The sequence below is a fragment of the Methylomonas sp. AM2-LC genome, assembly GCF_039904985.1.
Classification (GTDB): domain Bacteria; phylum Pseudomonadota; class Gammaproteobacteria; order Methylococcales; family Methylomonadaceae; genus Methylomonas.
This window is the reverse complement of record NZ_CP157005.1, coordinates 4,308,119-4,321,824: the sequence shown is the minus strand read 5'-3', so window position 1 is coordinate 4,321,824 and position 13,706 is coordinate 4,308,119. Positions and strand designations below refer to the sequence as shown.

General features: G+C 41.3%; 9 protein-coding genes. 4 read left to right on the top strand and 5 right to left on the bottom strand.

Annotation, left to right across the window (positions count from 1 at the left end; all coding sequences use genetic code 11):
- Positions 1 to 43: 43 nt before the first annotated feature.
- Positions 44 to 457 (bottom strand): hypothetical protein, encoded by a 414-nt coding sequence (locus tag ABH008_RS19190; RefSeq protein WP_347987219.1) that lies wholly within the window; start codon positions 455 to 457, stop codon positions 44 to 46.
- 327 nt (positions 458 to 784) lie between these two features.
- Between ABH008_RS19190 and ABH008_RS19185 the strand changes: the two genes are divergently transcribed.
- Complete coding sequence (locus ABH008_RS19185) at positions 785 to 1,378, top strand: DUF882 domain-containing protein (RefSeq protein WP_347987218.1); 594 nt, start codon at positions 785 to 787, stop codon at positions 1,376 to 1,378.
- Between the two features lie 24 nt (positions 1,379 to 1,402).
- On the opposite strand, the gene ABH008_RS19180 is transcribed toward ABH008_RS19185, so the two are convergent.
- On the bottom strand, positions 1,403 to 3,142 hold the full coding sequence (locus ABH008_RS19180) for a L,D-transpeptidase family protein (protein ID WP_347987217.1): 1,740 nt from the start codon (positions 3,140 to 3,142) through the stop codon (positions 1,403 to 1,405).
- A gap of 1,165 nt (positions 3,143 to 4,307) precedes the next feature.
- Between ABH008_RS19180 and ABH008_RS19175 the strand changes: the two genes are divergently transcribed.
- Positions 4,308 to 6,695 (top strand): tetratricopeptide repeat protein, encoded by a 2,388-nt coding sequence (locus ABH008_RS19175; protein ID WP_347987216.1) that lies wholly within the window; start codon positions 4,308 to 4,310, stop codon positions 6,693 to 6,695.
- A 254-nt stretch (positions 6,696 to 6,949) separates the two neighbouring features.
- On the top strand, positions 6,950 to 7,858 hold the full coding sequence (gene ylqF, locus ABH008_RS19170) for a ribosome biogenesis GTPase YlqF (RefSeq protein WP_347987215.1): 909 nt from the start codon (positions 6,950 to 6,952) through the stop codon (positions 7,856 to 7,858).
- Positions 7,859 to 8,926: 1,068 nt separating this feature from the next.
- On the opposite strand, the gene nadA is transcribed toward ylqF, so the two are convergent.
- The 3 genes from nadA to ABH008_RS19155 all read right to left on the bottom strand — a co-directional run bounded on the left by nadA (position 8,927) and on the right by ABH008_RS19155 (position 12,543).
- A complete protein-coding gene (nadA, locus tag ABH008_RS19165) occupies positions 8,927 to 10,024 on the bottom strand; it encodes a quinolinate synthase NadA (protein WP_347987214.1) in 1,098 nt (365 codons plus the stop codon).
- A 195-nt stretch (positions 10,025 to 10,219) separates the two neighbouring features.
- Positions 10,220 to 12,010, bottom strand: a complete 1,791-nt coding sequence (aspS, locus tag ABH008_RS19160) for an aspartate--tRNA ligase (RefSeq protein ID WP_347987213.1) — start codon at positions 12,008 to 12,010, stop codon at positions 10,220 to 10,222.
- A 260-nt stretch (positions 12,011 to 12,270) separates the two neighbouring features.
- Entirely contained in the window at positions 12,271 to 12,543 is a 273-nt protein-coding gene (locus ABH008_RS19155) for an FmdB family zinc ribbon protein (protein WP_347987212.1), read from the bottom strand.
- 103 nt (positions 12,544 to 12,646) lie between these two features.
- Here ABH008_RS19155 and pyrC point away from each other — a divergent pair, with 103 nt between their 5' ends.
- Positions 12,647 to 13,684, top strand: a complete 1,038-nt coding sequence (gene pyrC / locus ABH008_RS19150; RefSeq protein ID WP_347987211.1) for a dihydroorotase — start codon at positions 12,647 to 12,649, stop codon at positions 13,682 to 13,684.
- Positions 13,685 to 13,706: the final 22 nt, after the last annotated feature.

The window sequence follows — 13,706 nt, the reverse complement described above, 5'->3', positions numbered from 1 at the left end:
AGTTCATCATTGGGTTGAACTGTTAGGTTGAGGTTGGTGATGATTATTCAGTGATTTTTAACAACATTCCACCGTCAGCATCACATTTACTGATTCTGGCTTTTGCCCTGACTGAAACTCGTACAGTTTCATTTTTCAGATTTGCAGGTAGTTTTCCTTTAACCAGAAAAAAGGATTCCTTATCTTCAAAGCTAATTGCCACTGGTTCCTGACGAATACTAACATGAATATGGTTTGGGCCGTTGCTACCAGACACGGTAAACGAAAATTCGGATCCTGGGGATACGCTGGATAAATGCTCTGGTTTGTAGTGGCTAATTTTAGCTTTTATACAGGAAACATCATCGCTGCCACCACTACTGCCACCATGCCCACCGTGACTGGGTGCCGCTTGTGCCCAAAGCATATTACTAGCACATAGGCTGGAAAGAAATGCTAAAATTTTAATGATCTGCATGGGAATACTCCTTATTTTTGTTGTTTTTATCTGGGTGCTTATTGACAGTTGGCAAAAATAAAACCCTAAGTTTAGAAATAGTTAACTTGAAACAATAGTTGTCAGAACTATACTGATATTTTAACTTAAATAGTTTATTTGGAGTAATTTGATAATATTTAGTTTATGATTGTTTTGTGTATTGCTAGATAGTTTTTTAGTGTTTTGATTTATATGATTTTTATGGGTTTTGGTGATGTTTTATACCATTAAATGGATAAGGTTATATCTCCGTGATATTGCCAGTATAGAGACATTGCTGTAGAGTCATAATTAGAGGATAGTTTTATGTTACAACGTATTTTAGAAAATCATGTCGGGGACGATACCGATATAGCCTCTTCCAGACGCCGATTTATCAAGCATTTGGCTTGCGGAGCTTTGTTGACTATGGGTAGCCCTGCTATTGCTCATGCGGCAAAAGGACGTTTCCCTTCACATAAATCATTAGCCTTTGAACATACTCACACAGGCGATAAGTTGAAATTGACGTATTTTGAAAAAAATCGTTATATTAAAACTGCTTTGCACGAAATAAACCTTTTATTGCGTGATTATCGTACTGACGATATTTATCCTATTGATGTAAAGCTGCTTGATCAGTTGCATGATTTAAAATTAATGCTGGGAACGGGTAATCGGCCTTTTCATATTATTTCCGGTTATCGTTCGCCTTACACGAACGGTCGCATGCATGCAGAGAGCTCTGGGGTAGCAAACAATAGCTTACATATGCAGGGGCGGGCAATTGATATTCGTGTAGAAGGCATGGATAGTCGTCATATACGAAATGCGGCATTAGCCCTGCATCGTGGTGGGGTCGGTTATTATCGAGAATCGGATTTTGTGCATCTAGATACAGGTAACTTCAGATTTTGGTAACTCGGCGCAGACAGTAGATAAGCCTTAGCCATCAGTGGTTGTGGTTTTGCCCAATAATGGTTGATTAGCCGATTTATTTAGTGCGCTTTGCAATTGTGCATCGTAGCCATAAATATCTGGATAAAAACGTAATTTATTATCCTGTCCTGCAAATGCTGTGGTGTAGAAAAACAGCACCGGAATAGTATTTTTCAAACTGACTCTTTTCGTTTTAGGCCCTATCATTGCTTGTTGTATGCTTTGTTTGTCCCAACCTGATTGATTTTCGAGTACAAATTCGGCAAGCTTTTCGGCTTCAGCTACCCTTACACAACCATGACTCAGATCTCTGCGATCACGGGTAAACGCGCCGCGTCCAGGGGTGTCATGTAAATATACATCGGCCTGATTAGGGAAAATAAATTTAACTTTTCCAAGTGGATTTTTTTTGCCAGGGCGCTGTCTGGCCCGCACATAACCATGTTTTAGATGATGTACTACGTCCAATTCCTCGCCGTCATCTTCCTCATCAGCAATATTATTATCGACTAGTTCTATGTCTTGACTTGTTAGGTAGTCATTATTGGTTTGAATTTTGGGTACTATTTCTTTATCCATGATGCTGCGTGGAATATTCCAATAAGGCATGAATTCCAAATATTTCATTTCTTCCCATAGTACTGGAGTTTGATTGTCCTTGGCTTTGCCAACCACTACTTTCATGGTGAGAGGATTATCATCTTCAGCAGAATTAAAAGCCCATAGCTGAAAGGCCGGAATATTGACAATAATTTGCCGACCTTCAGGCTGTTTGGGTAACCAGCGTAACCGCTCCATGGCTAACTCAATCAAAGCAATTTTTTCTTTTGCCGTTTGGTTTAGCAGTGCCAGGGTTTGTTTGCCAATAAAACCATCCGAATTTAATCCTTGCTGTTTCTGTAATCGCATGACGGCGGCTTTTGATATATCATCGTACAGTGTGTCTGATGTATCTATGCCTTGTAACTCTTCTGCAGATAGTTGTCCCATTTCCAGTAAACGGCTGCGCATTTCAGGCAATTGAGGGTCCCGATCACCTGGATGCAAGGAAGTATGAAACTCTAAATTTACATGTGGTTTGGCTTCAGATTGTTGGCGATAGAAAGCCAGTGCTTGTTTTAATAGAGAGTACTGTTTTGTTTTGGGTGCCAGTGCTTGTGGTAAGGCATCTACATTATTCTGATCGATAGATGATTTAATTAAAGCTGGAGTATCCAATGTTGATTTAGTACTAAAGGCTTGAGGATAATTAAAACTGCGAGGATCTACTCTGCCTGAGTGCAGATCGTGTGCAAAGCGTAATAATGAGATAGATACGGCCAAATCGTAAGCGGCTATGGTTTGTGAGTCGATTTCTGATTGTATCGTTACGCTTTGCAGATAATGATGCAATTGTTCTGCATCATAATTGACAGGATTCAAACCTTCTGTATTTGCATTCATCAAAATTGTCAGAGCATCGTGAATATTTTTCTCTGAACGATCTTTGCCAAGCCAGATGGGCTGCATTGCATAAAAACGATACAGCTTAGTTAGATCATTGCTTTGATGTGAAAAGTCTGTTTGTTTTAGCAAAGGATGCTGATTACTGTTTAACAGTTTTATAAGTGCATGACTGGTGTTTGTATCGGTAGTGTCAGTGCTTGCCGGTAATGAAAAGAAATACATGCCCAGCATTATAGATAGCAAATAGGGTGCAGATTTCAGCATATGCCGAGAAACAGGTATTGATAATGTTGGCTTCATGATTGAGCAAATTGACTGGCAAATAAGATAATTATATCTACATAATGATAAATAAATTGCTCAGAGTCTAGCAAAATATCAGTTATCACAGGAATTCTTAATTGATTTCACACTTAAAAATATAATTGTGCTGATTTTAATTGTGTTGGTAAGGATAGTTGGCTGTTAATCTGCTTTATAAATCCTGTTGTCATAAAGCTGTTACTAAGTTGTTATTTTTTTGTAACATTGCTTGGTTATCCTATTTTAAGGATGGTCTTGGTTAGCTGTTTTTGGCTAACCAGATAATATGAATAAAATGAGCAATGCTGCAAAGATAAACTTAGGCAATCTAGTAAAGACTGCGATTTTTATCTAGCTATGTGTAGAATGCTAAAAAAACCAAAGGAATAAGGAAAATCCAGATCATAAAACCTAACGTCATTAAATGGCAAATGGGATTTTTGAAAACCCATCAAGGCATCGTTTTTTGCTGGCTCCAACCTGGTTGATTAGTATTAGGGCTTACATTGGTAAAAGGCCGTTTTTTCAAGGTACCTGTAATCTGATCGGCACTTCTTTGGTTTAGATACTCATTCTTCGAATATTCCAAAATCCTGTATGTTTATGAGGGTGCATGGCTTTGTCTAGCCACACTTCTTCAAATAATAGCATTCAGTGCGGTGTTTTTTACCGCGAGGTTTAGATCCTATTTTTAACGGCGCGTAACCGATAATAAATGTGTTGTTCCATGATGCTATTGATGGCAACCAGAGTGTTTGGTCACATAATGGGCTTATCGTTTATGAGGAGTTGACTGGGGTTTCTCGATAAACACAGGTCTGTCGGTACTCCTGGATAAAGCGTGGTGTTAAATAAGCTCTTTAGCGGGCATATTTTAGGAAAGATACATGGAGCAGGTTTTTTCAATTTTCATGATGTTGATCAAGGCAATAGAATTCGATGTATTATATATAGATTACAGTTAGCAAAATATTCCCTATATTAATGATTGCACTGTATTAACTTAATGCTGCCGTTTTAGTGACCAGAACATCTTGTTGCCACTGATTGAATAGATGGAACCGGTACAGGTGTTGTAAAGTCAATATTGTAAAATTTTTTTAAGCAGTACAATTTTCATAACAGCAAATAACCACCCAAAGTAATCGCTATTGAGATATACATGACGACTAAACAAACTATTTTAAAAAATCTGGGCATCGCTATTTTAACCAGCAGCTTGGTGGCTTGTAACAGTGCTGAAGAAAGTAAAGCCAAATATTCAAAAGAAGGAAAGGCTTATTTAGCTTCTGGCGATTACGAAAAAGCCGCTTTGGCTTTCAAGAATGTGCAGCAGATTGACCCCAAAGATTGGGAAAATCATTACCAAATAGGTGAGGTTTTAAGTAAGCAGGGTAAAATTGAGGCTGCTTTTAAAGAATATAGCATGGTGACAGCTCAGGACGATAATCATGTAATGGCAAAAGTTAGGGTTGGGCAGATTATGCTGTTAAACCGAAATGTTGAACAGGCAGAAAAGCTGGTTGACGATGCACTTGCCAAAGATCCAAATAATTTAGAAGCGTTGGTATTAAAAGCCGGTGCGGAAGCTGCAAAAAATAACAACGATGCCGCAATGGCCCTGGTAGAAAAAGCGCTTACCATTAAGCCTGATGAAACTTCGGCTATCATGATGATGGCCTCCATCCAACTGCGCATGGAAAAGCAAGACAAGGCTGTGAGCATTTTAAAAGAAGCTATTGCCAAAAAGCCTGAAGATATTCAGTTGTATTCGATGCTGGGTGGTATTTATGCGCGTAATAAGCAATATCCAGAAGCTGAAGATATGCTGACAGCTATCTTAAAAATAAATCCTAAAGAAGTTCAATATTATAAGCATTTGGCTTTGTTTCAAATCTCGACAAATCAACTCGATAAGGCTGAAGCCACACTCCGAGATGCGGTACAAAATTTACCTGAAAATGATACAGCAAAGTCGATGTTGCTTGATTTTCTACAAGAAAAACGTAGTCCCGATGTGGCGATTGCTGAATTATTACCCATGATTGAAAAACATGCAGACGACTATGTTTTAAAATTTAAACTGGTCAATCTGCAGTTAGCTAAGAAAGATGTACCGGGTGCCGAAACTACATTAAAAGAAGTGGTCGAGCAAGACAAACTAGGACCAAATGGCATTGTGGCACGGAATAAATTAGCATCGATTTATGTGCAAACCAAACGTACAGCAGAGGCAAAACAACTAAACAAGGAAGTGCTGGATGCAAATCCACGCGATAGCGAAGCCTTAACGTTGCGTGGGCAATTTTATTTGGCAGAAAATCGAATTCCAGAGTCTATTTCTGATTTTCGGTCGGTATTGGTAGATCAACCCAATAATACGTCCGTACTGAGATTGCTGGCATCTGCGCATTTGCGCAACAATGAGGAATCCTTGGCTAGAGAAAACATGGAAAAGGTGGTCGGTTTTACGCCAAATGATGAATCTGCAAGGCTTGAGTTAGCTTCACTTTATTTAAAAGCGGGCCAAAAAGATCAGGCGAAACAGCAAATAGAAAATTTACTGAAAGTTAATCCGCAAAGTTTAAAAGGTTTTGAGGCGTTATTTAAATTTTATCTGAGTGAGAAGCAATGGGATAAGGCTCAGGGAGTTGCCAAACAGGTTCAGGAGTTAAAGCCTAAAGATGCTACTGGTTACTATATGTCAGGTTTAGGTTATCAGGTGGCAAACAAACTTGAAGCGAGTATAGAAGCCTTTCAACAGGCTTTAAACAAAAAGCCGGATGCGGTTGAACCTTTGAACGAGATGATTAAATCTTTCATGGCGCTCAAACAACCGGATAAAGCTCTTGCAAAACTACAACAGATTGTTAAGCAGCAACCGGATAATTTGATTGCCTATAATTTAATGGGTGGCGTGTATTTAAACGGGCAAAAATTCAGCGAAGCTAAGGCGGCATTTACGAAAGCGCTGGAAATAAAACCAGATTGGTATGGTCCCTATCGGAGTCTGGCAATTGTGGCTATGTCAGAAAAAAATAAAACCCAAGCGATGGAGTATTTACGTAAAGGTATAGACAAAACCGATGGTAACTTTGATTTGGTTGTCGATTTAGCTCGCTTTTACCAAAGTGAAGGGCAGTATGATAAAGTTCAGGCTTTATTTGAAGAGTCTTACAAAGCACATCCAGACTCTGTGTTGGCTGTTAATAATCTGGCGAGTTTTCTATCTGATCATGAGCCGACTCCAGCAAGTCTGGAACGTGCGGCTAAACTGGTTGAACCCCTGGAGAACAGTAGTAATCCAAGTCTGCTAGATACAGTTGGCTGGATTGCTTATCGGCAAGGTAATTATGATAAAGCTAAAAATATTCTGTTAAAAGTGCTTGAAGCAACGCCCACTGCCTATGTAAGTCAATACCATTTAGGTATGATTTATTATAAGCTGAATGATATTGCGCAAGCGAAAGAGCATTTACAAAAAGCGGTAGATAGTAAAGTACATTTTGATGGCTTTAGTGAAGCAAAAGATACCTTGAGTAAAATTTAAGCGCGTCATTGCTGAACAGTTATTTTTCTGTTTAGCGTTCTAGTTTTGTTGATTTAGGAATGGTCTGGATTAGAGACCCGCAAAATTAGGTTATCTGGCCTGTTATCTAATAGGCCAGATAGATTATCTCCGCGGATTGCATGGATTTTAGCGATTGCAAATCCTTTCAGTACATAGGCATCGGTGTATACTATGCCTAATCGTAAACTTTCTTAATACTATAGGTTTTTTTTGAACAGACAATCCAAGTCGCCATGTTGATTCAATGGTATCCCGGCCATATGCATAAGGCCAGTAAAGATATTCGCGAAGCTTTACCCAATATTGATCTACTGATAGAAATATTGGATGCTCGTATACCTTATAGTAGTCAAAACCCCATGTTAGCAAACTTGCGGGGCGATAAACCCACCATTCGTGTTCTCAGTAAAACTGACCTGGCAGATGCCGAACTCACTCGGGAATGGCAAAACTATCTAGAGCAGGAACAGGCCGTGAAAACTTTGGCGGTGACCACCTTGCAGCCAGACAAAATAAAGCAGATTTTAGAACTTTGTGCACGCATGCTGCCTGAAAAAACTCAGGCAAATAAAGTCATTCGTACCATGATTATGGGCATACCGAATGTCGGTAAGTCTACTATTATTAATGTGCTGGCTGGACGTACAATTGCCAAAACCGGCAATGAACCCGCAGTTACCAAGCAACAGCAACGTATTAATCTTAAAAATAATATTGTGCTGTCGGATACGCCAGGTGTTTTGTGGCCGAATGTCGAAAACCGTAACAGTGGTTATCGTCTGGCCGTAACGGGAGCCATTAAAGATACCGCATTCCAGCACGAAGATATTGCCCTGTTTGCGGCTGAATATTTGCTTAAAGCGTATCCTGCACTCTTGCAAACTCGTTATCAAATGGACAATCTGCCAACCGATCCACAGGTGTTTTTGCAAACCCTGGGTAAAAAACGCGGTTGCCTAAGAGCTGGGCAGCAAGTGGATATGGATAAGGCGGCAAAATTGTTTCTGAATGAATACCGGGCCGGTACTATCGGGCAAATTACATTGGAAACGCCGGATATGATAGCAATGGAAATGATAGATCTGGCTATATATAGAGAAGAAAGAGCACTTAAAAAGGCAGCGCAACGGCGACGTTCTTAGCTGACGCAGGTCGTCGCTTGACAGAAAATCTGTTGTTTTTTGTGTGTTAGCTCAGTTTCTATCTGACAAATCCTGAATTGAGTTTTGACTTATGTAACATTGATTGGGTAGATTCGACCCATTTCGGAAGAATGTGAATTTAGCTTTAATTTCCAGTTAAAATCCCTAAATGTAGGTTGGGCAGAGCACGCGAAGCCCAATATTTCGAAGCAGATTAGCTATAATTCTCATATGCCTTAAAAAATACTACCTGATATTTCAGGTTTATAGCTTCAATCGTGGGGTTACCTGATGTCAGCCTAATCTACGAGCTAGTTAGGTGTCTACTTTGCCCAAGATAGGACATTTTTACATTGCGTTAACACAAATAATTGCAATATTGAACTGAATTATTTCAAAAGCCTTGAAGATGCAAAGGGCTATCTTGGGACATTAGATAGTAGTGGATGGGAAATTCTGAGGTTTACTCCATCGCAATACAATAAAGAGCATCATGAACAATATCGGAATTATCTAAAAAGACATCACATCAGGTAATAGGACAGGAATTTGACGGCGTAGCTGTAACGATTGACAAGTATTTTTCTTATAATGAAAGTGGGGAGTTGATTTATCGGGGGGGCGCATATTATCACCCGGCTAAAATGCTCTTTCAAAACATTACACACGCAAGAAAAAGGTTAAACTTAGTAAACATAGATAATGAAGAGTTATTGAATAGGTGTGTGTCTATTTTGCAATAGGGTTGGCTGGGTTGAACAACGTGAAACCCAGCAAATTCTTCAAAATTAGCAATTTTCTTTGCATTCAATTTATCCTTTAGATTACAACGCTTATCAGCTTCGAAGCTGGGTTTCATTATCATTCAATCCAGCCTACTGCTGCAAATCAAACGTCTGCTTATTTCCTATTTTTGGTCGTCGGCAAAATCGTACCGATTGTCGCTTTGGCTGAAATTTGCCTGTTGTCCCTTCTAAAGTCGAAAGCTGCTTTATAAGTTGTTGGATATTATATAGATGTTAGTAACTACTATTCCTATCATTTTAAAAAAGCCGTCAGTTTTCTTACTTACGATGCCACCAGCATATTATCTAAGGCCTTTTTTGCTAGATTTGCTTGCTCAGCAGGTACGGAAATCCGGTTTACCACATGGCCTGCAACTAGATTTTCGAGTATCCAGGCTAAATGCTGCGGGTCGGTACGGAACATGGTGGAACACATGCTAAGAGTAGGCGCCATAAAATGTACATTTTTACCTTGTGCTTTGCATTCCTGATGCAGGCGATTGACTAGGTTTAATTCTGTGGCCACCAGCCAGCGGGTGTTGGCTTCTGCTTCGCGGACGACTTTTAAAATCATTTCAGTTGAGCCAATATAGTCCGATTTCTGGCAAACTTCAAAACAAGCTTCTGGATGGGAAATAACTTTGGTTTCTGGATGTTTTTCCAGAAATGCGTCGATTTGTTCAGGTTGAAAAGCCTGATGTACAGAGCAGTATCCTTTCCACAAAATAAGTTTGGCGTTGCGAATTTGTTCTTCACTTAAACCACCTTGTGGTTTATTAAAATCCCAGGTAACCATTTGCTCCAATGGTATGCCCATTCGGTAGCCAGTATTGCGGCCTAAATGCTGGTCTGGAAAGAATAATATTTTTTCGCGCTGCGCAAAACTCCAGTTCAGGATTTTTTCGGCATTCGATGAAGTACAGACTATGCCATCGTGTTGCCCGCAAAATGCTTTTAAATCAGCCGCAGAGTTTATATAGGTGACGGGCGTGACAGTATTTTCAACATCGATGACTTTGCCCAACTCATCCCAGCACTGCTGCACTTTTACCTTATTTGCCATATCGGCCATCGAGCATCCCGCCGCCAAGTCGGGCAAAATGGCGATTTGTTCCGGGCGCGATAAAATGTCGGCCACTTCAGCCATAAAATGCACACCACAAAACACTATGTATTCAGCGGCGGATTTTGCAGCTTCACGGGATAACTTCAGTGAATCGCCATAAATATCGGCATGTTTAAACACTTCATCGCGTTGATAATGATGTCCCAGCACGATACAGCGATCACCTAGCTTGGCCTTGGCGGCCTGAATCCGGTTATCGCACTCGCTGTCGTCCAGCAATGCATAGTCATGAATGGGTAAAGCAGTGTTAGTCATGTTACAAACCTATATTTTGCATAATCATTTAGCGTAAGCAATCAATGTATGTTGATTTGTCTACTGCTAAGTTTGTAATGCTGATCCGTTCAGCAAAAATTAGGGGCAGAGCGATAAGTTGAGTATGCCGGGTGGGAATGTTTAACACCACACGGCATGTTCAATAACTAAAGCTGTTCTTGCCGATAAGCACTTTTACTCAGGTTTTTCATCCTTACCTGCTGGCTTTCTTAATCTGATGCCTAATTCTTTCAATTGTTCCTCGCTAACAGGCGCTGGTGCATTAAACAATGGGCAAGCTGCGCTTTGTGTTTTTGGGAAAGCGATGACATCACGGATGGAAGAGGCACCCGTCATTAACATCACCAGGCGGTCCAGCCCAAAAGCGATACCGCCGTGGGGTGGCGCGCCATAACGTAAAGCATCCAAAAGGAAGCCGAATTTTTCGCGCGCTTCTTCATGGCCAATACCCAATATATCAAACACCGTCTGTTGCATGTCGGTACGGTTGATCCGAATAGAGCCTCCACCGACTTCGGTACCGTTTAACACCAAATCGTAAGCGCGGGATAAGGCATTGCCGGGATCGTTAACCAGTTCTTCTTTAGAGCAGCTGGGTGCAGTAAATGGATGATGGATGGCCGAAAAGCGTTGCGCTTTTTCATCCCAGGCAAACATGGGGAAATCGATTACCCATAAAGGTTTCCACAGACCGGTTAACAAGTTACGGTCCAGGCCGAGTTTAACACGCAGTGCGCCCATGGCTTCATTGACGATACCTGCTTTATCTGCACCAAAGAAAATCAGATCACCTTCTTCAGCACCGACTTTAGTCATCACTTTGTTCCACACATCCGCGCTGGCAAATTTGACGATGGGTGATTGCAGGCCGTCGATGCCTGTGGATAAAGAATTAACTTTAATGTAAGCCAAACCTTTCGCGCCATAAATTCCAACAAATTTAGTTAATTCGTCGATAGTGCTACGGCTTAAATCGCCGCCTGCTGGTAAGCGTAAAGCCACAACCCTGCCTTGTGGGTCATTGGCGGGGCCAGAGAATACTTTAAAATCCACATCGCGCATTTCTTCGGCAATATCTACCAGTTCCAATGGAATGCGTAAGTCTGGGCGATCAGAACCGTAACGGCGCATAGCTTCCGCATAAGTTAAAACTGGGAACGGTTCGCCTAGGTCGATATTGATGATGTCGATAAACAAGCGGCGTATCATTTTCTCCATGATATCCATAATGGCTTGTTCGTTTAGAAACGAAGTTTCGATGTCCAGCTGAGTAAATTCGGGTTGGCGGTCGGCGCGTAAATCTTCGTCACGGAAGCAGCGTACTACTTGATAGTAGCGATCCATACCCGCAATCATTAATAACTGTTTATACAGTTGTGGCGATTGTGGCAGTGCAAAAAAAGAATTCTGATGAGTGCGGCTGGGAACGATGTAATCGCGCGCACCTTCAGGAGTGGCTTTAGTCAAATAAGGCGTTTCGATTTCGAAGAATTCGTTGTCATCCAAAAATTGGCGCATATTGCGGGTGACATCTCGGCGTACTTTCATTTTTTGCTGCATGACAGTGCGGCGCAAGTCTATGTATCGATAACGCAAACGGGTTTCTTCATTGACTTCAATGTCACTTTCCAGTGGAAATGGTGGGGTTTCCGATTCGTTTAGTACTTCGATATGTTTACCCAGTACTTCAATTTGTCCTGTCGACATATTTGCATTTTGAGTTCCATCTGGGCGGTCGCGAACCACACCTTCTATACGTAATACGTATTCACTGCGCACACTCTCGGCAATGGCAAAACTATCAGCCGCATCAGGATCGAACACTACCTGCACCAATCCTGCCCGATCACGCAGATCAATAAAGATAACACCACCGTGGTCACGGCGTCTATGTACCCAACCGCATAAGGCAACGGTTTGACCAAGATGTTGGGTGTTCAATTCTCCACATTTGTGGCTACGCATAGTTTTTTCTCAGTTTGTAAAGGAAGTTTGGTGGCGGTATCTTTTAGGAACGACCTGATTCGATTGAATACCCGTTTATTCTATTAATTTTCCCATATATAGACTTCTTGCACATCAAATTTTGGCACAAAGATGTTTTGTTGGGGTATGAGATAGCGGGTTTTAGGCGGTAATAATACCGCCTAATTCTCTGTTTAAACACGCTATGCGCCAAACGATAGGCTTATTCCTACTTCAGAGTATTCAATAGCTGTAAAAATTTAATGACAAGCGCAACTACCCGCGCATCCGCCGCCTGAGCTGGCAGATTTTTCAGGTGTTTTGGATTCACCGGCTACATTTTTTTTGGCACCGCTTTTGAAATCGGTTTCGTACCAGCCGTCACCTTTCAGGCGAAAACCAGCGGCAGAAATTAACTTTTTCAATTCGGCTTCGTTACAGGCAGGACAAACTCTTAGCGGTTCGGCGCCAAGTTTTTGTAAGGCTTCGTGTTGATGACCACAAGCATTGCATTGGTATTCGTAAATAGGCATCTGCTGCTCCAATAGGCTAAAAAGAGTTACTGAGGGCTAGGGTTGAATTTTTCAAGACCCTTGATGGTAGAATAACAGAGTATTTTAATCAAACACCGAGATAATGGATAGTTTAACCATCACGCAACCCGACGACTGTCATTTACACGTTAGAACTGGCAGTGTTTTAAAGAGCGTCATAGCTCATACCGCCAGACAGTTTGGACGGGCTATTATTATGCCAAATTTAAAGCCGCCAGTGACAACAGTAGAGCAGGCGTTGGCTTATAAACAAGAAATTTTAAGTGCATTACCGGCCGATTCTACCTTTAAACCGTTAATGACGCTCTATTTAACTGGCAATACTTCTGTTGCGGAAGTGGAAAAGGTGGCAGCCTGTGATGCGGTACATGCGTTCAAATTATATCCAGCAGGTGCCACCACTCATTCAGAACAAGGTGTTGCGGATATTAAATCAATTTATCCTCTGCTGGCCAGTATGGAGGAGCTGGGTGTGCCATTATTGGTGCACGGGGAAGTGACCGATCAAGCCTCAGATATTTTTGACCGGGAAAAAATTTTTATTGAAACGATACTGAGCGCAGTTACTCAAAAATTTCCCTGTTTACGCATTGTATTAGAACATTTGACTACTTTGGAAGCCGTACAGTTTGTAGAAGCGGCTAATGCGAATGTCGCAGCGACTATCACGCCGCAACATTTGTTATTTAACCGAAATAGGATACTGGCTGGCGGAATACGACCACATTTTTATTGTTTGCCGATCCTGAAACGAGAACAGCATCGATTGGCACTTCTGGCCGCAGCGACCAGTGGCAACCCCAAATTTTTTCTGGGTACCGACAGCGCTCCACATTTAACTGAGTTAAAAGAAAATAGTTGTGGTTGTGCGGGTTGTTATACTGCGTATGCCGCCATGGAACTGTATGCTGAAATCTTTGCACAGGCAGATGCTCTGGATAAATTAGAAGGCTTTGCCAGTTTTTTCGGTGCGGATTTCTACGGATTGCCACGCAATACAGCTAAACTGATTTTGAAGAAACAGCCATGGACTGTTCCTGTTCATTATGGCGAACCAGGACAATATATAACCCCTTTACTGGCTGGTGAAACGCTACGATGGCAAGCGGCATCTGCTTGATTTTTAGTCAATTGTGTAATTT